At 39.2% G+C, this 23,205-nt stretch carries 20 protein-coding genes; 9 read left to right on the top strand and 11 right to left on the bottom strand.

Features of this window, described 5'->3' with window-relative positions; translation table 11 throughout:
• Nucleotides 1–74 precede the first annotated feature (74 nt).
• Nucleotides 75–1,043 (bottom strand): threo-3-hydroxy-L-aspartate ammonia-lyase, encoded by a 969-nt coding sequence (locus tag ASF86_RS08990; protein ID WP_056481237.1) that lies wholly within the window; start codon nucleotides 1,041–1,043, stop codon nucleotides 75–77.
• A gap of 256 nt (nucleotides 1,044–1,299) precedes the next feature.
• On the opposite strand from ASF86_RS08990, the gene ASF86_RS08985 reads away from it, so the two are divergent.
• Nucleotides 1,300–1,923, top strand: coding sequence for a transcriptional regulator (locus ASF86_RS08985; RefSeq protein WP_004643545.1), 624 nt, complete (start codon nucleotides 1,300–1,302; stop codon nucleotides 1,921–1,923).
• Nucleotides 1,924–1,970: 47 nt separating this feature from the next.
• Complete coding sequence (locus ASF86_RS20200) at nucleotides 1,971–2,213, top strand: hypothetical protein (RefSeq protein ID WP_081407588.1); 243 nt, start codon at nucleotides 1,971–1,973, stop codon at nucleotides 2,211–2,213.
• A 34-nt stretch (nucleotides 2,214–2,247) separates the two neighbouring features.
• On the opposite strand, the gene ASF86_RS08975 is transcribed toward ASF86_RS20200, so the two are convergent.
• On the bottom strand, nucleotides 2,248–2,934 hold the full coding sequence (locus ASF86_RS08975) for a pirin family protein (RefSeq protein ID WP_056481234.1): 687 nt from the start codon (nucleotides 2,932–2,934) through the stop codon (nucleotides 2,248–2,250).
• Between the two features lie 189 nt (nucleotides 2,935–3,123).
• Complete coding sequence (locus ASF86_RS08970; protein WP_056481232.1) at nucleotides 3,124–4,362, bottom strand: L,D-transpeptidase family protein; 1,239 nt, start codon at nucleotides 4,360–4,362, stop codon at nucleotides 3,124–3,126.
• A 301-nt stretch (nucleotides 4,363–4,663) separates the two neighbouring features.
• Here ASF86_RS08970 and hemE point away from each other — a divergent pair, with 301 nt between their 5' ends.
• The 4 genes from hemE (at nucleotide 4,664) to ASF86_RS08950 (ending at nucleotide 9,112) form a co-directional block, all read left to right on the top strand.
• On the top strand, nucleotides 4,664–5,737 hold the full coding sequence (gene hemE / locus ASF86_RS08965) for a uroporphyrinogen decarboxylase (protein WP_056481229.1): 1,074 nt from the start codon (nucleotides 4,664–4,666) through the stop codon (nucleotides 5,735–5,737).
• A 5-nt stretch (nucleotides 5,738–5,742) separates the two neighbouring features.
• Nucleotides 5,743–6,537 carry a DUF817 domain-containing protein gene (locus ASF86_RS08960; RefSeq protein ID WP_056481226.1) on the top strand — a complete coding sequence of 265 codons (795 nt, stop codon included), beginning with the start codon at nucleotides 5,743–5,745 and terminating at the stop codon, nucleotides 6,535–6,537.
• A 150-nt stretch (nucleotides 6,538–6,687) separates the two neighbouring features.
• A complete protein-coding gene (locus ASF86_RS08955) occupies nucleotides 6,688–7,158 on the top strand; it encodes a DUF3015 family protein (protein WP_005046013.1) in 471 nt (156 codons plus the stop codon).
• Between the two features lie 61 nt (nucleotides 7,159–7,219).
• On the top strand, nucleotides 7,220–9,112 hold the full coding sequence (locus tag ASF86_RS08950) for a DUF4105 domain-containing protein (RefSeq protein WP_081407586.1): 1,893 nt from the start codon (nucleotides 7,220–7,222) through the stop codon (nucleotides 9,110–9,112).
• Nucleotides 9,113–9,180: 68 nt separating this feature from the next.
• Here ASF86_RS08950 and blaADC read toward each other — a convergent pair whose 3' ends face one another.
• Together blaADC and folE are read right to left on the bottom strand one after the other, a co-directional pair.
• Nucleotides 9,181–10,332: an ADC family extended-spectrum class C beta-lactamase gene (gene blaADC / locus ASF86_RS08945; RefSeq protein ID WP_056481224.1), complete on the bottom strand. Its 1,152-nt coding sequence runs from the start codon at nucleotides 10,330–10,332 to the stop codon at nucleotides 9,181–9,183.
• A gap of 151 nt (nucleotides 10,333–10,483) precedes the next feature.
• Entirely contained in the window at nucleotides 10,484–11,032 is a 549-nt protein-coding gene (gene folE, locus ASF86_RS08940; protein WP_005039113.1) for a GTP cyclohydrolase I FolE, read from the bottom strand.
• A 261-nt stretch (nucleotides 11,033–11,293) separates the two neighbouring features.
• On the opposite strand from folE, the gene xdhA reads away from it, so the two are divergent.
• The 3 genes from xdhA to xdhC are packed head-to-tail and all read left to right on the top strand — an operon-like array spanning nucleotide 11,294 to nucleotide 16,163.
• The gene (gene xdhA / locus ASF86_RS08935) at nucleotides 11,294–12,793 is read left to right on the top strand and encodes a xanthine dehydrogenase small subunit (protein WP_056481222.1); all 1,500 of its coding nucleotides are present in this window, start codon (nucleotides 11,294–11,296) and stop codon (nucleotides 12,791–12,793) included.
• A gap of 1 nt (nucleotide 12,794) precedes the next feature.
• The gene (gene xdhB / locus ASF86_RS08930; protein WP_056481220.1) at nucleotides 12,795–15,170 is read left to right on the top strand and encodes a xanthine dehydrogenase molybdopterin binding subunit; all 2,376 of its coding nucleotides are present in this window, start codon (nucleotides 12,795–12,797) and stop codon (nucleotides 15,168–15,170) included.
• Nucleotides 15,171–15,176: 6 nt separating this feature from the next.
• The gene (gene xdhC / locus ASF86_RS08925) at nucleotides 15,177–16,163 is read left to right on the top strand and encodes a xanthine dehydrogenase accessory protein XdhC (RefSeq protein ID WP_056481217.1); all 987 of its coding nucleotides are present in this window, start codon (nucleotides 15,177–15,179) and stop codon (nucleotides 16,161–16,163) included.
• A gap of 10 nt (nucleotides 16,164–16,173) precedes the next feature.
• Here xdhC and ASF86_RS08920 read toward each other — a convergent pair whose 3' ends face one another.
• From ASF86_RS08920 to ASF86_RS08895, 6 genes are all read right to left on the bottom strand, one after another.
• Entirely contained in the window at nucleotides 16,174–16,869 is a 696-nt protein-coding gene (locus ASF86_RS08920) for a Smr/MutS family protein (RefSeq protein WP_003650560.1), read from the bottom strand.
• Nucleotides 16,870–16,879: 10 nt separating this feature from the next.
• The gene (gene trpC / locus ASF86_RS08915) at nucleotides 16,880–17,686 is read right to left on the bottom strand and encodes an indole-3-glycerol phosphate synthase TrpC (RefSeq protein WP_056481214.1); all 807 of its coding nucleotides are present in this window, start codon (nucleotides 17,684–17,686) and stop codon (nucleotides 16,880–16,882) included.
• A gap of 9 nt (nucleotides 17,687–17,695) precedes the next feature.
• On the bottom strand, nucleotides 17,696–18,745 hold the full coding sequence (gene trpD, locus ASF86_RS08910; protein ID WP_005039127.1) for an anthranilate phosphoribosyltransferase: 1,050 nt from the start codon (nucleotides 18,743–18,745) through the stop codon (nucleotides 17,696–17,698).
• Between the two features lie 9 nt (nucleotides 18,746–18,754).
• On the bottom strand, nucleotides 18,755–19,339 hold the full coding sequence (locus ASF86_RS08905; RefSeq protein WP_003650566.1) for an anthranilate synthase component II: 585 nt from the start codon (nucleotides 19,337–19,339) through the stop codon (nucleotides 18,755–18,757).
• Between the two features lie 301 nt (nucleotides 19,340–19,640).
• Nucleotides 19,641–21,443 carry an aminopeptidase P family protein gene (locus ASF86_RS08900; protein ID WP_056481212.1) on the bottom strand — a complete coding sequence of 601 codons (1,803 nt, stop codon included), beginning with the start codon at nucleotides 21,441–21,443 and terminating at the stop codon, nucleotides 19,641–19,643.
• Nucleotides 21,440–22,999 carry a peptide MFS transporter gene (locus ASF86_RS08895; protein WP_081407585.1) on the bottom strand — a complete coding sequence of 520 codons (1,560 nt, stop codon included), beginning with the start codon at nucleotides 22,997–22,999 and terminating at the stop codon, nucleotides 21,440–21,442. The genes ASF86_RS08900 and ASF86_RS08895 overlap by 4 nt, the downstream gene beginning before the upstream one ends.
• Nucleotides 23,000–23,205 lie beyond the last annotated feature (206 nt).

Below are 23,205 nucleotides of genomic sequence, written 5' to 3'. Positions count from 1 at the left end.
GTTCGAGAGACGAGTAGCTTGTAATGTCTATCCATGACGCTTTAAAAGAAATCATAGATAGACACTAACTTTTATTAAGCTGATAAAAACTCTACATATTTGGAAATATCGACATTCCCACCACTAATAATTATGCCTATACGTTTGCCTTTTAACTCATGTTTCAAATTACGCGCAGCAGCAAATCCGAGACATCCTGTCGGTTCAACAACCATCTTCATTCTCTCAGCAAAGAACTTCATAGAAGTCACGAGTTCTTCGTCTGTTACAGTCAAAATGTCATCTACATTCTTTTGAATAATAGGAAAAGTTAGTTTGCCTAAATATTGAGTTTGAGCACCGTCGGCAATGGTTTGGGGCGTATCAATATGAACAATTTCTCCTTTTCTAAAGGACATTTGCCCATCATTTCCTAGAGCAGGTTCAACACCATATATTTTACAGTTCGGAGAGAGTTGACGAGCAGATAAGGCAGAGCCTGCCAATAAACCTCCTCCACCTAAACATACAAAGAGGTAATCCAACTCACCAACTTCTTCAAATAGCTCTTTTGCAGCCGTTCCTTGACCGGCAATTACATGCGGATGGTCATAAGATGGAATTAATGTCAGACCATTTTTTTCGGCAATCTCTTTTCCAATTTGTTCTCGATCTTCCGTATAACGATCAAATTCAACAATATTGCCGCCGTATTCTCGCGTCGCTGCCATTTTTGCAGCAGGTGCATCTTTGGGCATGATTATTGTTGCTGGAATACCAAGGATTTTTGCTGACAGTGCAATCGCTTGAGCATGATTTCCCGAAGAGAAAGCAACCACACCAGCTTTTTTTTGAGCCTCATCGAACTGTGCAAGCGCATTCATTGCACCACGAAATTTGAAAGCGCCAACACGCTGAAAATTCTCACATTTAAAGAATACTTCTGCTTCAAATTCATTGTTAACAGTACGTGAAGTTAAAACAGGGGTTTTATTTGCAAAACCTTTAATACGCTCAGCAGCGGCTGCGACATCTTCATAAGTTGGAAGGGTTAAATTTTTCATAATTAAACCTAATTTTATTCAATGTTTTCGGATGCAAGATTTCGTATTGCTCAAGCAATTCACAATATATTGACCTTGTTTAGATAAAATATATATATTTAGATAAAATGTCTAATTTTATTTTCTGATTTGATAACAATGAGATATAAGATTTTGATTTACATTAAGTTTAAAATTAGATAAAAAGTCTAAATTACTATTACATACTTCACGCTAGGGTTTGAAATAGTAATGTAAGTCATTTGGAGGAAATACATTGGGAAATCGTGATAAACATTTACTCACTCAACTAGATACCATCGCGAAGGGGCTAAGTGAAACTCTATTTCCATTTTGCGAAGTTGTTGTCCATGACTTAACAAATCCTGAACATGCCATACTCTCAATACACAATAATTTATCTGGTCGAAAAATTGGAGATCCAGCAACAGAGTTAGGGCTGGCAAGAATTATGTCTCCAGAATTTCCCAATCTTATTTCAAACTATGCAAACCAGTTTGCAGATGGCCGCCCTGCAAAAAGTACTTCTATTGGTATTAAAGATGAAGAGGGCGAATATGTGGCCGCTTTATGTATGAATATTGATTTAACCCTATTTAGGGGCATGCAAAGCGCTTTAGACCAGTTTACTAAAATTGAAACTGACAACATTATTGAAAATTTGGAACCGAATGGGTCTGAAGCAATTCGAAGATATATCGATCAATTTGCATCAAAACATGCCACTACGCCGCGTATGTTAAAACTCAATGAGCGAAAACAATTAATACACGAGTTAAAGAATAATGGTTTATTAGATATTAAAAAGGCTGTGGAGACGGTTGCACAACATTTAGGTATATCAAGAGCGAGTGCCTATTTGTATGTGAAGGAAACTTAAAATAGTTTATTTAAATGTGTGTTTAGCTTGATCAAGGAGGTCGTTATTTGAAGTTATTTATTATTGTATTTATTGCAATTTTTTCCAGTATTGGTCTGATCTGTTTAATTGCACTGCTTAGAAATTTAAAAAAATCTTCGTCATCTGGCGAGCATGATTATTCATCTTCTTCAACACATCATTTTCACGATAATAGCCCTAGTCATCATAGCCCTAGTTATTCAAATGACTGTTCATCATCATCTTCAGATTCGGGAGGATGTGATGGGGGCGGTGGTGGTGGAGATTAAAAAAGCCCTTTTGTTCAAAGGGCTTTTGATTAATTTAAGGTAAGTCGAACCAAATAAATTGACTATCTTCGTTTGCCTGAATCGTCGCTTTATCCTCAAATACGAAAGCATCGCCTGTTTTAACTTCTTGATCGCCAATGCGGATTACACCTGAAATAACGTGGATATAATTCACTTTTTTAACTGGATCAACACTTAACTCATGTCCTTTTTCCAATACGGCAGATTTTATCTCTGCATTTTGGCGAATATGCATTGGTGCATTTGCATCAGGTCCTGCAATTAAATGCCATTTATTTGGATCTTTACGTGGGTCAAGGTTAATTTGCTGGTAATTGGGCTCTGCATCTCTTACATCTGGAATAATCCAGATCTGTAATAAATGTACAGGCGTATCAGTGTTGTTAACTTCACTGTGGGCAACACCTGTGCCAGCACTCATGAGTTGCCATTCACCTGCTTTAATTTGACCTTCATTTCCCATCGTGTCACGGTGTGAAATTGCACCATCTAGCACACAGGTTAAGATTTCCATATTGTCATGCGAGTGCGTACCGAAACCATTATGCGCATCAATTCTGTCGTCATTAATGACTCGTAAAGCACTGACACCCATATATTTAGGGTTGTACCAGCTACCAAATGAAAAGCTATGATATGACTCTAACCAACCCGCTTTTACATGACCTCGATCTTCACCACGATGTACGTAAGCATTCATGATCTAATCTCCCAAATTTTTATTTATCTCTTGAGAAATATATTAACGCTCTATATGGGGGAGAAAAATAGGATTACTGCAACATGTCGTTTCAAAATTGATATGATTCTTGGGTTTTTTATTTTAGTGTTGCATTTTTAATAATAAAAAAACCTGCCATGAAGGCAGGTCTTTTAGAGAATATACGGATTATTCAAGGAATTTAACAGTTACGCCAGAACGTACTTTATTTCCTAAATCGTTTGCATCCCAGTTTGTTAAACGGATACAACCGTGTGATGCTGTTTTAGAAATTAAAGATGGATTTGGTGTTCCGTGAATACCGAATGATTTTTTACTTAAACCGATCCAGATATTACCTACAGGAGCATTTGGGCCAGGTGGTAAAGAAAGCGGTTTTAAGTTTTTACCTTGTACGAAGTTCGAAGGTGAATAGCTGTACCAAGGGTTACGAGCCACACCAACTACCTTGTAAGTACCGGCCGGAGAAGGCGTATCAGTACTGCCAATTGTTGCAGGAAATGAGGCAATCATTTGGTTCCGGCTATTGAAGAGATACAATTGTTTTGCACCTTTATGGGCAATAATCAAATGAATATCTTCTGGTAAATCATTGCGTACGTTTGGAACAATGATTTTTTCACCCGCTTTTTTGAATGTCGCAGTTGGGTTAATTTTCTTTAAGAAAGCTTCATCAATATGAAACTTCTCGCCCAACATTTCGGTTACACGGGTGTAGTACAAACCTTTCATTTTAGCTTGCAATGCGTAGTCAGAAGGAATCGACTCAGCATATGGGCCTTTTAGATCAGCATCAGAAATTGTGTATTCAATAAATGCTGGCTTGGTTTGTTTAGCAACCAATGCATCCCAAGTTTCTTTGGTCAGGTCACCCGTAGGTGATAAACCATTCATTTGTTGGAATGAAGAAATTGCTTTTAATGTATTTTTACCGCTCATGCCGTCAATTGCACCTGGCGAAGCATGTGCATTATTGAGCATTACATGTGCACGCGCATAAACTGGAAGTTGGCCTTTACCAATATTTTCAGACCATTCTGCCGAGTTTAAGCTATCTAAAGTCCATGATGCAGCGGTTGTCGCAGGAGCCGTAGATGCAGCAGCGCTTTTAGCAACAGCTGGAGTAGACGCCGCGATGCCTGATTCAGCATTTGGATCTTCAGTTTTCTGTAAATTTTGTAATGTTGTTGACGCTCGATTTAAGTCGTTTTGTTCTTGAGCGGTAATTTGTGTCGAAGCTTGAGCTTTTACAGTTGAAGCTGCATCTACTGCTAAAGGATCAATCGGATCTTCTACAGGAGCTGATACCTTTTTAGGGTTCAGGGGTTGCTCAGTTGTTGAAGCAGCAAAAGCAACATTAGCAATAATACAACTTAAACTCATAGCGAGTAATGAGCGAACAAACATGTAATTCAACCTTAAGAATTTTCATATAAGCAATAGGGGATTGATCTAATCTCAAAGTGCATAAAACTACCAATAACTCATTTCTATGAGCCCAAGATTGGCAATTTAGTGATTAAAAGAATATCAATGACCCCAATGTAACATGTTGCAAGTATTGCAGAAAACCCCACAGCTTGCAGTAGACTTTTGTGTAAATATGCATTTTTTAGTAGATTGACGAGTTTTTTGTGTGAAATTGAAATTATAAAAATGTCTCTGTTTTTGATATGATGCTGCCACATAAAGAAGATAGAGATTGGTAATGACGACTTTGAAAAATGATCGTTTCCTCCGTGCTTTGTTACGCGAACCTGTAGATACCACTCCGGTATGGATGATGCGTCAAGCAGGGCGTTATTTGCCTGAATATCGTGAAACACGTTCAAAAGCAGGTGATTTCCTATCTTTATGTAAAAATACAGATTTTGCCTGTGAAGTGACTTTACAACCTTTGCATCGCTATGATTTAGATGCAGCAATTTTATTTTCAGATATTTTAACAATTCCAGATGCACTGGGTTTAGGTCTTTATTTTGAAACAGGTGAAGGACCAAAGTTCCATAAAACAGTGCGTACTGAACAAGATGTGGCGAATTTACCAAAGTTAAATGCAAAATCAGACCTTGATTATGTCATGAACGCTGTAAGCACAATTCGCTCTGCTTTAGGTGGTCAGGTTCCCCTGATTGGTTTTTCTGGTAGCCCTTGGACTTTAGCAACTTATATGGTTGAAGGTGGTTCAAGTAAAGAATTCCGTTTTACTAAGCAAATGATGTATGCACAACCAGAAGTTTTGCATGCCTTACTTGATCATTTAGCAGACTCTGTAATTGACTATTTAAATGCTCAAATTGATGCAGGTGCTCAGGCGATCCAGATCTTTGATAGCTGGGGCGGGGCATTGGCACATCGTGAATATGTCGAATTTTCTTTAAACTACATGAATAAAATCATTGCTGGTTTGCAACGTGAAAAAGACGGTCGACGTATTCCTATCATTGTGTTCACTAAAGGTGGAGGTCAATGGTTGGAACCAATGATTAGCACAGGTGCAGATGCATTAGGTTTAGATTGGACTACGCGATTAGATACAGCTCGAACTACGGTGGCTGGACGTGTCGCTTTGCAAGGAAATCTTGATCCTGCTGTTTTATATGGTTCGGCTGCTTCAATTGAAAAAGCAGTAAAAGCCATGTTGGATGATGCCTACGCAAATGGTGAAAAGACGGGTTACATTGCTAACTTAGGCCATGGGATTACCCAGTGGGTAGACCCTGCACAACCAAAAATCTTTGTAGATACAGTGCATGAGTATAGTGCTAAATATCTAGGATAGTTTTTGTGCAATATCTAACTTTACCGTTTCAATTTATCGGCAAGGCTGTTTCGGCAGCCTTGTTTGGTATTTTGCTTTTAATTGCTTTTGCTTTAACAGCACCGATGGGAAGCCATGAATATTTGGGTTTTTATCGTTATGATTATTTACTCATCTATGCTGTGCTGATCCAGATCTGCTTACTCTATTTAAAACTGGAGTCATGGGCAGAAGCCAAAGTCATTGCTTTATTTCACGTCATGGCGATGGTCATGGAAATATTCCTAACGCATCCTGCAATTGCTTCATGGCAATATCCGCAGCCCGCCGTATTTAAAATTTTAACAGTGCCTCTATTTGCAGGTTTCATGTATTCGGCTGTAGGTAGCTTCTTCGCACGTTCAATACGACTGTTTCAGGTGTCTTTTGAAAAGCTTCCAAGATTTGGAACTATGCTATTACTGGCATTTTTCTCATATATAAATTTTATGAGTAAATTTTTTGTTCCAGATATTCGCTATATTTTATTCGCGATTAGTATTTTTATTTTCTGGAAAACAAAACTTTATTTTCAAATAAATGAACACAAATTTAAAATCCCGATGCTACCGATATTATTGACGCTCGCATTTATCATCTGGATTGCTGAAAATATAAGTACATTTTATAAAATTTGGCTCTATCCAAGTCAGGTCGATGCTTGGCATATGGTGGGGTGGGGCAAGCTTGGGTCGTGGTATTTATTATTACTTTTAAGCTTAGTATTGGTTCTTAAAATATTAGGTAATCGAGATAATCAAGGTAATTGGAATTTAAGGTAAATTTTTCTTTAGCACTTTTCATCATATTATTTATTTTTTAATTGCTAAATCGTAGCCTTCTCGCTATCTTTAATATCGTGTAATAAAAATTACACATAACAATACAAGACATAAGAAACAATCAATAATGATTTTTGGAGATATACATCTATGTTAAAAAAAATAGCTTTAGCTGCATTGTTAGCAGCTGGTTCAAGTGTTGCAATGGCTGACAACGATGTGGGTTGTGGTGCGGGTACACAAATATGGGCTGGCAAAAAAGGAGTAGCGCCTAAGATTCTTGCTGCAACAACAAACGGTATTTTTACTAACCAATTATTAGGGATCACTTTCGGTACTTTAGGCTGCCGTCAAGGCGGGACAGTAACAGCGCAAGTTGTAACATTCACAAATGAAAATGCAGAAGCTTTAGCACGTGATATGGCAGTAGGCCAAGGTGAAAGCCTGAACGTACTTGCTGAGTTAATGCAAATTAAACCTCAAGATAAAGACCGTTTCTTTAAAGTTTCAAAAGCAAACTTTGGTGAAATCTATTCAGCAAATAATCAAAATACCCTTCAAGTTTTAGCATCATTACAAACTGTAATGGCTAAAGACGACGTTTTAAAAGCTTACGTATAAGTTTGAAATTGAAAACCCTGTCGTATGGCAGGGTTTTTCTTATATTTAATGATAAAAATTGATGATTTTAATGAAGTCAGTTGTTTTGGTTTTTGCCTCTTTGGCAGTTAATATTGCGTATTCAGCAGAAATAAATCCATCTATTCAAAAATATTGGTCCATTGCAGAACAAAAAAATTTAGATCAAGACATTACATGGCAACGGCTCATGTATGCTAATAAAAACCATAAAAGTGACGTCACTTATTCTGGTTATTTCATGTCAGAAAATGGGAAAAATAATTTAAAAGAAGAGCTGAAAGCTGATATCTCGGCATTATTTATGCCTGCTCAAGATAATCAGTCTATTCGTTGTAAGTTTCCGGCTCGAAGCCAATGGCTCATACAAAAAGTAGGTATTCAAGAAAGTGAATTGCCTAAAGTTAAATGTTCAGAATTTGAAAACTGGATTGGACAGATTAAGCCTTATAAAGCCACATTAATTTACGCTACAGATTTTATGGGCAATCCTAGCTCGATGTTTGGTCATACTTTATTGCGTTTAGACCCCAAAGATCAGCAGCAGTTAAATTTAGTTTCCTATGCTGTAAATTATGCAGCAACTGTGGCGGGGAACGACAACTGGTCATATGCATGGAAAGGTTTAACAGGGCAATATCCGGGTGAATATTCACTTATGCCTTATTACCGTAAGGTAAAAGAGTACGGTGATTTCGAAAGCCGTGATTTATGGGAATATGAGCTGAAACTTTCCCCTCAAGAAACGCGGTTTTTAGTAAGCCATATTTGGGAAATGCAGCATGTAAGTTTTCCTTATTATTTTGTCAGTGATAACTGTGCCTATAGGTTATTAGGCTTGGTCGATTTAGTAAAACCTGAGTCTAACTTACAAGAAAAGTTTACTTATGCATCTATTCCGATGGAAACCATTAAATCGATGCAACAGCAAGGGCTCACCAAAGCTCCTGTATATCGGCCTGCTTTAGAAACTCAGCTATTGGCCCAAGCTCATCAGCATGGTGCCTCACTCGCGAAGGTTGCACATCAAATTGCGATGATGCCAATTAAGCAGTCTTCTGAGCTTTTAAAATCCTTTAGTGAGCAAGATCAGGCCAAAATTCTAGAGATGGCTTACGATGATTTATATCTTCAATTTACCAGCCGTAAAATAGAAGAAAGCGTTGCTCAGCCACAGTTACGTCAGCTTTTGGCTTTAAGAAGCCAGATTGATTTGGACAAACAGCGTCATGAACCTAAACGACCAGAAAAAGAGCCAACTCAAGGCCATAATGCACGTAATATTTCAGTGAAAGCCGGTGAAGTCCAAGGTGATAAGTTTATCGAAATTGGCCATCGACAAGCCTATCACGACTTAATAGATCCTCAAGGGGGATACCGTGCAGGCACACAATTACTATTTTTAAATGGCAATGCGCAGTGGCGAGATGATCATTTAAAACTAGAATATCTTGATCTGTTAGAAGTAAATTCTTATAACCCAATACAACCTTTTAAAACACCTCTGAGTTGGGGATTTAACTTAGGCTGGCGTCAGGAAGCAATTCATGATGGAAACTTTAGTGAAGAAAAACAGCATGGCGTAGCGAATTTTAATGCTCAGGTTGGTTACAGTCTTGCAGACTATGAGCGCAAACATATTTGCTATGGGCAACTACAAACCTATGTTCAAACAGGCTCAAATCTAGATAAAGGGTGGCGTGTGGGAATGGGCCCGACCTTAGGTTGTATGAATCAGTGGTTCGACCGTTTTAACTCTGTTGTACAGATTGAATTGCCATATTGGGAAGACCAAAATCAATGGAATTTGAGAGTAAATACTCAATGGCAATATGTGATTAATAGTAATAATGCCGTTCGATTAAACTGGGATTATGAACAACAAAATCATCAAGACTGGATGAAATCTAGTTTAGGCTACGTTTGGTTCTTTTAAGTAGTATTAGCAAGAAAAAAGAGAAATGAGATTATTCATTTCTCTTTTTTTATTTTTAGACAAGACGATTATTTCTTTATCGCATTTAACACAGCATAAGCTGCCTTAATGCGTTCTTCATTTGGAATACGTTTATTGGTTAACATGACTAAACCAATATTTTCTTTGGGAATAAACACGACATATGTTCCAAATCCGTTTGTTGAACCAGTTTTATGGAACATCTTGATTGAAGGTTCTTGGGAAATGGCAGTCACTTTATTAGGTTTCATCACAATTTGTTCAGAATTACTGTCTAATAAAGTTTGTAAAGGAGCTGGATAAGAAAACTCTTCCCAACCAAGCGCCTGATACATTGTACCTACTTGATAGAAACCTTTATGAGTCTCCTCAATTGCACGTTGAATATCTGCTGGATATTTTTGTGGATTTAGATTGGCGTCAATAAAGCTAAGCATGTCAGGTAAGGTTGATTTAACCCCGTAGGCAGGCGCATCTAGTGGGCCAGGGGTCACACGAATCGGCTGATTTTCTTGGTTATAGCCAAATGCATAGTTTTGCATCTGAGTTTTAGGCACATTCACATAGCTATGTTTTAAGTGAAGAGACGGAAAAATTGTCTTTTCTAAGACTTGACTAAAAGGTTGGTTCATCGATAGGCCTACAACTTTTCCAAATAGGCCAATACTAGGGTTTGAATATTGTCTATATTCACCAATTTGGTTTTTAGGTTTCCAGTCTTTGAAAAAAGTTAAAACTTGTTGGTCTGTTTGTACTTCATCTGGGAATTGTAAGCCAAGGTTGCCACTCGTATAGGTCGCAAGTTGAAGTAGGTTCACTTGGTCAATCGGTGTATTTTTTAGCTCTTTCCAGTATTTTCCTGGGGTGTCGTCAAAAGAGATTTTTCCTTTAGTTTTGGCATATCCACCTGCTGTCGCAGTAAATAATTTACTGACTGAACCTAGCTCAAAAATGGTATTGCCATTTACGGATTTTTTATCTTGAACCGATTGTAGGCCATAATACATTTCGTACTTTTTATTGTTTTGGATGACGCCAACCGCCATACCGGGAACGTCATATTTTTCTAATAATGGTTTAAAGTTTTGATCAACAACTTTCTTGATATCTTGTTCTTTTGATATGTTACCTGCATAAATTGAGGTATTAAAAATAAAAAGAGAAGGTAGAATTAAGTAAGAAATTTTTTTGAATCGCATTATCAACTCATCAAACATTTTAAAGTGAAGGGACGTACTTTTATAACAAAAATCACATAATTTAATTGTTATGTTTTATAGAATAAACGCTGTATTTAGATATAAAAAAACCCAACTAAGTTGGGCTTTTAAATTTATCACTAAAAAGAATTTAGTAACTTTCTGGTACTGCACTCAAGAACTCACGTCGTGATTCTTTATCGGTTTTAAAGTCTCCGATAAATGAAACTGTACGAGTGGTTGACTCTTGTTTGCCTACACCACGCATCATCATGCACATATGTGCTGAATCGATGACGACAGCAACGCCTCGAGCCCCAGTCACTTCAGCCACAGCTTCTGCGATTTGCTGAGTCAAGTTTTCCTGAATTTGCAAACGGCGTGCAAACATTTCAGTAATACGTGCAAATTTTGATAAGCCAAGAACCTTGCCTTCCGGTAGATAGGCAATATGAACACGGCCATAGAACGGAAGGAGATGATGTTCGCAAAGCGAATAGAATTCAATATTCTTCACCAATACCATTTCATGGTTATCTGATGGGAAAACAGCATTATTGGTGACTTCTTCTAAAGTTTTACTATAGCCAGAAGTTAAATATGAAAAAGCTTTAGCCGCACGCACAGGCGTATCTTTAAGGCCGGGACGATTAAGATCTTCACCGACGGCAGTCAGAATATTTGCGTACGATTGCTGCATTGACATAAGACGTATAAATTTACTCTATTAGACAAGCTCGGCATTGTATCAGAAACATAACCAGATGTTCATAACTCGACGCACTATATTTATTTTGGTTTTGCGCGCGTTTAATAAAAGATGAATAAATTTCATGTTTTTTATCGTTAATAGTCAAGAGTTTGAACATGAAATATGCATTTAATGTTGGTAAGTTCTAAATGATCGCCTAGTGGCATCATATTTGCACAGATGCAGTGTTATAGAGCATAAGGATAAAACATGTCAGAACGTCCAATCACCTTTTTTTTCCGTGGTGGTCAGCAGCAAGTAGAAAATGTATTACCTACCATGACGGTTTTACAATTTCTGCGAGAATATACCCAAACTGGTAAGACTAGGCAGACTGGTACAAAAGAGGGCTGTGCTGAGGGCGATTGTGGTGCATGTACAGTCGTGATTGGTGAGTTGGTTAATGACAGCTTGCAATTGCGGAGTGTGAATGCGTGTATTCAGTTTTTACCGACTTTAGATGGTAAAGCCCTATTTACAGTAGAAGATCTGCATACATTATTGCCTACACAGGATGGGAAACTTCATCCGGTACAACAGGCGATGGTCGATTTGCATGGTTCACAATGCGGTTTTTGTACACCTGGTTTTATCATGTCGTTATGGTCAATGTATGAAAATGAACAACATTCTCCGAGCAAAGATCAAATCAGCGATTATCTTTCTGGAAACTTGTGTCGCTGTACAGGCTATCGCCCTATTTTAGATGCAGCACAAAAAGCTTATGACTATCCACGTGTTGTATTAGAACGCCAAAAGGTACTTGATGTATTAAAAGAGATCAAAGCATTACCTGCATTACATTTAAATGATCATGGTCAGCAATTTTTTGCACCAAAGACTTTGCAGGATTTTGCCGTTTTACGTTTGCAATTGCCACAAGCGCGTATTGTCGCTGGTAGCACAGATGTCGGTTTGTGGGTAACTAAGCAGGGCCGTGATTTAGGCGATATGCTTTATATCGGTCAGGTTGAAGAACTGAAAAATATTGTAGTTACCGACCACGCTTTAAAGATTGGGGCAAATGTAAGTTTGAGTGATGCACTCATCAAAATTTCAGATTTTTATCCTGACTTTCAAGAATTACAGCGCCGTTTTGCTTCTATGCCTATTAAAAACGCGGGAACCCTAGGCGGAAATATTGCCAATGGTTCGCCTATTGGTGACTCAATGCCGGCATTAATTACGCTAGGTACACGATTGATTTTGCGTGTAGGTGAACAGACCCGTGAAATCGCCTTGGAAGATTTTTATCTAGATTATCAAAAAACAGCATTACAGCTTGGTGAGTTTGTTGAAGCGATTGTTATTCCACTTCGTGAAGGGCAGACGCGCTTTAAATTTGCCAGCTATAAAATTGCCAAACGTTTTGAGCAAGATATTTCTGCGGTATGTACGGCTATTTCATGCGAGTTGGATACTCATTATGTGGCTCACAATGTGAGAATTGCTTTTGGTGGCATGGCTGCTATTCCCAAACGTGCAAAATATGTAGAAGCCATATTGGAAGGTCAGCAACTTACAACTGAATTGATGGTTCAGGCACAGCACGTGTTGTCGCAAGACTATCAGCCTCTAGATGATGGACGGGCTAGTTCGGCATATCGTTTACAAGTCGCGAAAAACTGTTTACAGCGGTTTTATGTAGAAAAAATCCTGTCTCAAACGATCACTCGTGTGAATGACTTGATTGCTATGGTGGAGATCTAATATGAATCAAACCATTGACTTAAGTGTTTCTAAAAAATCTGCTAAAGCAGGCGACTCGATTCCACACGAAAGTGCACATTTACATGTGACTGGGCAGGCAACCTATATCGATGATTTACCCGAGCTTGAAAATACAATGCATCTGGCAGTCGGATTTTCGAGTTGTGCCAAAGGTAAAATCAGTAAGTTTGATTTGGATGCAGTACGTCAGGCTGATGGCGTCCATGCAGTTTTTTCGGCAAAGGATATTGAGGTTGAAAATAACTGGGGACCCATTGTTAAAGATGACCCGATTTTTGCTGAGGAGCAGGTCGAATTTTACGGGCAAGCCTTGTTTGTGGTTGTTGCCGAGAGTTATCAGCAAGCCCGTCAGGCAGTTCGTTTGGCAAAAATTGATTATGTGCCCGAGACTCCGATTTTAACGATTCAAGATGCGATTGAAAAAGAATCGTGGGTGTTACCGCCTGTTGAATTTAGTCATGGTGAAGTTGAACAGGCATTTCAAAATGCAGCCCACCAACTTTCAGGCACTATTGAACTAGGCGGGCAAGAGCATTTTTACCTAGAGGGACAGATTTCCTATGCGATTCCACAAGAAAATGATGGGTTAAAAGTCTATTGCTCGACACAACATCCAACAGAAATGCAGCTGCTGATTTGTCATGCATTAGGCATGAATATGCATCAGGTAAGTGTGGAAAGCCGCCGTATGGGTGGTGGTTTTGGCGGTAAAGAGTCGCAGTCGGCACAATGGGCATGCATTGCATCTTTGGCAGCACAAAAAACAGGCCGTCCATGTAAGTTACGTTTAGACCGTGATGATGATATGAGCGCCACAGGCAAACGTCACGGTTTTGCATATGAATGGTCAGTGGCTTTTGATGACACTGGTATTTTGCAAGGCCTAAAGGTGCAATTGGCTTCAAACTGCGGTTTTTCGGCTGATCTTTCTGGGCCAGTGAATGAACGTGCGATTTGTCATATTGGCAATGCCTATTATTTAAATGCGGTTCAGTTGCGTAATTTACGCTGTAAAACCAATACTGTTTCCAATACCGCATATCGTGGTTTTGGCGGACCGCAAGGCATGTTTGTCATTGAAAATATTATTGATGATATTGCTCGTTATTTAGATTGTGATCCGGTTGAAATTCGGCAGCGTAATTTCTTTGCCGAGCAGCCCGGTGCCGGACGTGATCGCATGCATTATGGGGCAGAAGTTCGTGATAATGTTGCCCCTCAATTGGTGGCCGAATTATTGCAAAGTAGTGATTATGCGAAACGTAAACAGACCATTCATACTTTTAATCAGAATAATGACATCATTAAGCGTGGTATTGCGTTAACACCCTTAATGTTCGGTATTTCGTTTAACGCCGTGCATTACAATCAAGCTGGTGCATTGGTCTATGTGTATATGGATGGTACTGTCTCTATTACGCATGGCGGTACAGAAATGGGACAGGGGCTATATACCAAAGTACGACAGGTTGCTGCACATGAGTTGGGTTTACCGATCGATAGTGTTCGCTTAATTGCAACCGATACTTCTCGTGTGCCAAATACTTCGGCAACCGCAGCATCGAGTGGAGCAGATTTAAATGGTAAAGCTGTGCAAAATGCCTGTATTAAAATTCGTGAGCGTCTGGCAAAACTTGCAGCAGAAATAAGTCAAAGTGATGCTGAGCAAATCCAGTTTGAAGATAGTATGGTCTCAACAGCGAATGGTCACTCATGGACATTTCCTGACTTAGTTCAACGGGCATATATGGCACGTGTGCAACTATGGGACAGCGGTTTTTATAAAACACCAGAAATTCACTACGATCAGCTCAACCATTTAGGGCGTCCATTTTTCTATTATGCCTATGGTGCAGCAGTCAGTGAGGTTGCAATAGATACCTTAACAGGGGAAATGAAAGTATTACGTGCTGACATTTTGCATGACGTCGGGAGGTCCATTAACCCTGCAATTGATATTGGGCAAATTGAAGGTGGCTTTGTTCAAGGAATGGGGTGGCTCACCACAGAAGAGCTGTATTGGCAGCCTCAAGGACCACATGCGGGACGCTTGTTTACGCATGCACCTTCAACTTACAAAATCCCGACCAGTTTTGATATTCCTCATATTTTTAACATCAAACTGTTTAATAACCAAAATCAGGCAGACACTATTTATCGCTCCAAAGCGGTAGGTGAACCTCCGTTTATGTTGGCATTATCTGTTTTCTCTGCAATTCGTCAGGCGGTACAGGCGGCTATTCCAGAAAATGCATCACTCGTACTTAATGCGCCAGCAACTGCCGAAGAAATTTTACGTGCAATTGCTATTGGACGGGGACAAGCTTTGGCTGACCGCCCACAAGCTAAAATGTAGAAGATTATGCAACATTTACAATGGTGGACTGATTTTGTGGCGTGGCAAGTCGATGCTGCGCCTATGGTATTGGTCACAGTGGTCCGCGCTGATGGTTCAACACCACGAGAAGTTGGTGCAACAATGTTATTGCGGTTTAATTTGCAACAACAATGGCAGCAGTCAGATACGATCGGTGGCGGGCATCTAGAGTTTCAGGCTATTGATATTGCGAAAGCAATGTTAAGAGAAACGGAAGCTTGTGTGAGGCGTGTTGAGCGATTTAACCTTAGTGCTCGGTTGGGGCAGTGTTGTGGCGGAGTAATGTGGTTATTGTTTGAAAAAATATCACCCGCTGTAATTACCTCAGATTTATCCCATTGTTTGCAATCATGGCGAGCTGGACAGCGTATATGGCGTACAGTCTCACATCAACATGCATCCACTTGGCAGACTATGGATATAAATAAGGAACAACCATGTTTCGAGGTTCAGCCTACCAGCAGTGACCAATGGCAATTTGACCAGCAGATTCAACCTTATGCCATGCGAGTGCTGATTTGTGGCGCGGGGCATGTGGGTGAAGCAATTGTCCGTTGTTTATTGCCTATTGGTGTTAGTGTGAAATGGATTGATCCGCGTGATGATATTTTCCCATCAGATTTACTAGAACAGGTCCAATGTTTAACGACAGATACGCCAGAAGCCGAGATTGAACATTTTGATCGTTCGGGTGCAATTTTAATTTTAACCCATGATCATCAACTAGATCTGCAACTGTGCTTTGCAGCTTTGAAACCTGCGCCAAAGCCATTTGCTTATGTTGGGATGATTGGCTCAAAAAGTAAAAGGGCTATTTTTGAGAAACGTATGTTGACGCGCGGTTATACACCCGAAGCATTACAACGTTTAGTTTGCCCTATAGGGATAGAAGGGATTTCATCGAAACAACCTGCAACGATTGCCGTTGCAGTGGTTGCTCAATTATTGCAGGTGTTTGATGTGAAGAAATGATCTTTTGGGATCATTTCTTTTGTTCGAACTTTGGATTTTTTTCTGCACGTTTAAGCAGTACGAGAACGGCACCTGTGCCGCCTTGATTTTCAGGTGCACTTACAAAAGCTAAAACATCGCGGTGCTGACGTAACCATCCGTTGACATAGGTTTTTAAAACAGCTTCAGGGCCTTTACCATGTACAATCTTGACAACATTTTGATTTTCATCTTTTGCCATCTGGATAACCTGTAAAACCGCGTCACGTGCTTGCTCAATCGTACATCCGTGTAAATCTACCGCTTCAAACCAGCGCATTCTTCCAGCTTTTAAGTCTTCGAAAACTTTATGCTGAAGTGTGGCAATGCGATAGCTTAGCGTTGCTTGACTTGCTACAGGGTTTAGAGCGGCTTGAGTGTCTGATAACTCGGCATGTTCAGTTTCACGACCACCTTCGGCAGCTGCACGTTTAGCGAGTGTTTGAGCATCAATTTTTTTTGTGCGAGGCGTTCTTACATCAGCAATATTACTATTGTTGATGGGCTTAACACCTGCTAGAGCACTTTGAAACAGGTTTGCATCTTCCAATTCTTCAGACTCAGCCTGAGGTTTTGGGGCCTCAGACTGACTTGCGATTTTGCTTGAATGAGGATTGGAGATTTGCTTTTTAAATTGCTTCAGTAACTTTTGTTGCTCTTTAGAAAGCGATGAATCTTTATTACTCATATATCTTCTATTAAACCGTTTGGGGTTGTCCAAAAAGGGCTGTAAAGGCTTGATCTGGTCTTGGTTGTTTCATAAAACTTTCGCCAACCAAGAAGGTGTGAATATCATTTTCTTGCATCATACGAACATCATCTGGAGTGGCAATACCACTTTCAGTCACAAGTAAACGTGATGATGGAAGCAAGTTTTTCAAACGCATTGAGGTATTTAAATCTACATCAAAGGTTTTTAAATTACGGTTATTCACACCTAATACACATTGCTCAGACAACTTTAAAGCACGTTCCAGTTCTTCTTCGTCGTGAACTTCAACCAATACATCAAGCTGATGTTCAAAAGCAGTTTTAGACATTTCTTCAAGTTGTTGATCTGACAAAGATGCAACAATCAATAAAATACAGTCAGCATGTAATGCACGTGCTTCAACTACATTATATGGATCAATCAGAAAGTCTTTACGTAAAGCAGGTAAAGCACAGTGGCTTCGTGCAATGGCAATATTTTCATCCGCACCCTGAAAAAAATCAACATCAGTTAAAACGGATAAACATGCTGCTCCAGCTTGTTCGTACTGCTCGGCAATTTCAGCAGGATTAAAATCTGCACGAATAATGCCCTTTGAAGGAGAAGCTTTTTTAATTTCAGCAATTACGGCAGGGCGTTTGTGCTGTAAAGCTTTTGCAAAGCCTCGTACCGGAGTTGCAGCTTTCGCTAGTTCTTCAACATCTTGCAAATTACGTTGTTTTAAACGTGCAGCAAGTTCCTCATGTTTACGGTCAACAATTTTACCTAAAATGGTATTTTGAATATTAATCATGAGAAGTCCTTAATCTGCCTGACATTGTTTTAATGTTTTGGTAAATTCCGCCAAAACACTCATTTTCTCTAATGCTTGTCCGCCATAGATAATATCTTGAGCGAATGTAACAGCTTGAGCATAGGTTTTGGTAATGCCTGAGACATAAATACCTGCACCTGCATTAAGCGCAATCATATTTGCTGCTTTTTCACCAATGTCAGATTTATTTTTACCTAATGCATCTTTAATCAGCTTTAAGCTTGCTGCGGCATCTGCTACCACTAAACCATTTAAGGTTTGTGATTCAATCCCGACATCTTCTGGATTAAGCGTCCATTCGGTAATTTCGCCGTCTTTAAGTTCAGCAATAGCAGTAGGAGCAGCAAGGCTAATTTCATCAAGTCCATCTCTTGAATGAACCACCATGACATGCTCAGCGCCAAGTTGCTTCATAACCTCGGCAATCGGACGGCAAAGTTCATCTGAAAATACACCAATTACAAAGCGTTTTACGCCGGCCGGATTCGTAAGCGGGCCGAGTAAATTGAAAATGCTGCGAACACCAAGCTCACGACGTGGGCCAACAGCATATTTCATTGCTTTGTGATGGTTTGGGGCAAATAAAAAGCCTACACCCATCTCACGAATGCAGCGCTCAGTTTGTTCCATATCTAAATCAAGGTTAATACCTGCTTGTTCCAGTAGGTCAGATGAACCTGATTTACTTGAAACGCCTCGATTACCATGCTTTGCAATGGTTGCACCAGCTGCTGCAATCACAAAGCTTGAGGCTGTAGAGACGTTAAATAAATTTTGCCCATCACCACCAGTACCGACAATATCAACTAAATATTTGATATCACTGACATCAATTTTAATAGCGAATTCACGCATAACACGTGCGGCAGCAGTAATTTCGTCAATACTTTCACCTTTCATGCGAAGGCCCATCATTAAAGCACCAATTTGTGCTTCGGTTGCCTCACCTTGCATGATGCTGCGCATGATGTCTTCCATTTGAGGCTGAGTCAGGTGAATATTTTTTGTAATATGGTTAAGTGCTTGTTGAATGTTCATAAATATCACTTATGCATAAATATCTAAAAAGTTTTTAAAGATTTGATGACCATGTTGGCTCAAGATTGATTCTGGATGGAACTGCACACCTTCAACAGGCAATGTCTTATGTTTAACACCCATGATTTCTTCCATTGAGCCATCTGCTTCATTGGTCCAGCACGTTACTTCAAGGCAATCAGGCAGTGTTTGCTGATCGATTACCAAAGAGTGATAACGGGTTGCCGAGAATGGGCTAGGGAGATTACTGAAAATACCTTTATTGCTATGGTACATATCAGATAAACGTCCGTGCATAACCGTTTTGGCTCTTACAATGTTTCCGCCAAAAGCTTGCCCAATACTTTGATGCCCTAAACACACGCCAAGCAAAGGAATTTTTCCGGCAAAGTGATTAATTGCAGGAATTGAAATACCTGCTTCACTTGGAGAGCATGGGCCAGGACCAATAACCAGATATTTAGGTTGCCATCGTTCAATATCCTCTAATGTGACTTGATCATTGCGAACAACTTTTACTTCCTGATCCAACTCGCCAAAGTACTGGACGATGTTGTAGGTAAAAGAGTCGTAATTGTCGATCATTAGAAGCATGATGAACTTAACCTCATAATAATTAATATATATTTAATAAGTGACTAGAGTAGTTACTCACATTAATACTCACTTTATAGAAAGAACTTCTTGATTAAAAAATAAAAAGCTGCTTTCTAAGCGGCTAATATAACAAAAAATGAAGTGACCAGTTTAACTATTTCATTCGTTGGAAATTTGCTAAAAAAGTCAGCTTTAAATTGATATTAGATCTGTTAAGAAACAGAGATATATGCAACTAGGGCAGAATCGGCTTTTTCATTAGAACTAAAAAGTATTCTGCCTGAGTTAGAAAAGCAGATTAAATCGCACGAGTATTGTAAATCAGCCAGTCTAAAACCTCTCCAGATAAATGTTCAGCTAGTCTTTCTTGAACCATTTGGTGATAGGCATTTAGCCAGTCTTTCTCTTCATTGTTAAGCATATCAACAACGATACAGTCTAAATGGATTGGGCAAAGCGTAAGTGTTTCAAACTCCAAAAATTCCCCATAAGTTTTTTCAAACCCAGAGTGAAGACGGTTTACCACCAGATTTTCAATGCGAATACCGTATTGTCCCTCATGGTATAAGCCCGGTTCATTGGAAAGAATCATTCCCGCGCGTAGTTTGCTGTAAGCATGAACTGGCGCGTAATAAGAAAGTACTTGTGGCCCTTCATGTACGTTAAGCGCAAAGCCTACGCCGTGTCCTGTTCCATGGCGATAATCTAAACCATGTTGCCATAAGGTATGGCGGCAAATTGAATCGAGTAGCGGTGCAGCTAAACCTTCTGGATAAATGGTTTTTGCCAAAGCAATATGACACTTTAAAACCAAGGTATAGTCACGTTTTTGTGATTGCGTTGGCGTGCCTACTGGAACTACACGAGTAATATCTGTTGTTCCATTTACATATTGCCCACCTGAGTCAATCAGCAATAATCCATCACCTTCAATAAATGAATAGTACTCCTCAGTTGCGCGGTAGTGAGGTAGAGCACCATTGGCATTAAAGCCAGCAATTGTAGAAAAACTTGGCCCTATAAACCCATCTTGCTGAGCACGGAAAGCTGTAATTTTTTCATCAATGGTTCGTTCTGAAATGTTTTCACGATGATGAAGTGCTTTTTCTAGCCAGTGGAAAAAGTGGCAAAGGGCAACACCATCTTTAACCATTGCATGACGGATATGAGCTATTTCACTTTCATGTTTACGCGATTTAAAAAGCGTACTCGGGTTGATGTCGTATACAACCTGAATATCTTTTGCGATGGCTTGTTCATGATAAATCGATACTTTGGCTGGATCTAAAAGTACAGAGGCATCAGAAATATTCGCTAAAAACTTAGCTGTATCTTCATAGTTACGAATTTCAATACCACCAGCTTTAAAAGCTTGTTGAATGGCTATATCAACTTTGTCCGCATCAATGAAAAGAACAGCTTGTTTTTCACTAATATATAAATGAGACAGAAAAACAGGGTTATATTCTACATCTTTTCCACGTGCATTTAGGACCCATGCAATATCATCTAAAGATGAAATGAAGTGACCGTTAATATTCTTGCTGTGTAAAGTTTCACGAATATTCTGAATTTTTTCTTTACGAGAGAGGGCGTTTAAACCTTCAGGCATTAAATGAATTTTATTTGATGGAAGCTCAGGGCGATCAGACCAGATGGCTCCAATTAAATCTTGTTGAGTTTCGAGTTTATAGTTGTTAAGTCTTGCAGTATGTTCGAGCGCCTTAAATTGTTGAATGGATAGGGTATGTCCATTTACTGCAATTACTGAGGCTTTATTTAGATTTTTTTCAATCCAAGCTAGATGTGTTGATGATTCATCACTGGTCAATTTTTGAAGTTCAAATCCCGTTCCGACAAGCTGTTGCTCGGCTTGTACCCAATAGCGTCCATCTGCCCATAGTCCTGCAAAGTTTTGAGTGACTACAAGTGTTCCAACAGAACCGCTAAAGCCACTAAGCCATTGTCTTGCTTTCCAGTAATCCGGTAAATATTCTGACATATGCGGATCGGCACTCATGACGACTAATGCATCAACATGCTGGTTAAGCATGAGTTCACGAAGTTTCTCTAGCTTTTCTTGAACAGTTAAATTGGTCATATGATTTCCAAGTCAGGTTGAACTTTACTAGTACTTTTGTTCATTAATCTATAAATAGGTTTCTTTAATAAAAATAACACGATTGCGCCAATCACTAACGCCAAAACACATCTCATAAAGAGGGTAGGTAAGTGATTAATGCCATCTGCCGATACATGTCCTCCAATCAACCCTGCTATCAGATTACCCAAAGCTGAACCTGTAAACCATAGACCCATAATTTGACCACGTATAACATCAGGTGCAAGTTTAGTCATGGTAGATAGGCCAATCGGGCTTAAGCAAAGTTCGCCTAGGGTAAGCAGAAATATAGTACCAACTAACCAAAATGGCGAAACTAATCCACCAGCAATAGCGAAACGGCTTGCAAATGACATAAGTAGAAAGCCACCTGCTGCTAGTAAAAGTGCAATAATAAATTTACTGATATAGCTCGGGTCTTTATTTGATTTACCCAGTCTAGCCCACACCCATGCTGCAATCGGGGCAAAAATAATAATAAAGAGCGCATTAATTGATTGAAACCATACTGCCGGAATCTCAAATCCAAATACATTACGGTCGGTATAATCTTGAGCAAACAGGTTAAAAGATGTTGGTTTCTGCTCAAAGGCAGACCAAAATAGCGCAGAGGTTGCTAATAAGACAAAACAGATAATAATTTTAAATTTTTCATGCTGCTCTAAATTCAGGAAAAGTAGTAAATATGCAAAATAAGCAATAATCCCAATACCAATCCCAACTGTTAAATAAGTTGCTACCGCGACCGGATTGATATGAATGACACCAAAGAAGGTCAGGGCAATAACGACTGCAACACTTAATAAAAATGAGAAAGCAATTTTTGGGGCATTTTTATTTTCTATTACAGGTTTATTCCAATTATCAGCTTGTTGGCGCAATTGATTGAAAGACTGTAGCTGTGGAATCGCTAATGCACGGAAAATGAGTAAAGCAACTAACATTCCAAGGCCGCCAATCCCAAAACCTAGATGCCAGCCATGATCGCGAGCCAATATGCCTGTAATAAGTGGGGCAATAAACGATCCCATATTGATTCCCATATAAAAAATGGAGAAGCCAGCATCGCGTCTATTATCTTGGGCTTTATATAATGTTCCGACAATCACTGAAATACAGGTTTTAAATAACCCCGAACCAATAACAATAAGAACTAAACCGAAATAAAAAAAGAATTGATCAAAGATAGGAGTAAGCGCAATAGATAAATGACCTAATGCAATAATGATGGAACCATACCAGACAGATCTTGCTTGGCCTAACCAGTTATCGGCAATCCAACCGCCTAAAACGGTCATTAAATACATAGAGCCGGCAAATAACCCTACAATTGCAGCTGCGGTAGGACGATCAAGACCTAAACCACCATCATTGACCATCGCAACCATGTAAAGAACCAATAAGGGACGAATTCCATAGTAAGAAAACCGTTCCCACAGTTCAGTAAAAAATAAAGTTTTTAAGGGTTTTGGATGGCCGAAAAAAGCTGTGTCGCATTGTTCGAGTTCATGCTTCATTTCAAATCCTTTGAACATATTTGTAGTTTAATAAGCCAAACTTTTAGTTTGTTTAGTTATAAAAAAAAGTTATGTTTTATTTTTTAGATTTTTTTAAATTGAAAAGCAAGTTAGTCATGTATAAAAAAGGTATATAACAAATGGTAAAAAAATTATCCGTTGAAAAAATTATTTTAGCGCACCAAATCTGACCAAAACTTACCTCATAGCAGAGAACTCCATAA

The organism is Acinetobacter sp. Leaf130 (assembly GCF_001423205.1).
Taxonomy (GTDB): domain Bacteria; phylum Pseudomonadota; class Gammaproteobacteria; order Pseudomonadales; family Moraxellaceae; genus Acinetobacter; species Acinetobacter calcoaceticus.
This window is presented reverse-complemented; position numbering and strand designations above follow the sequence as displayed.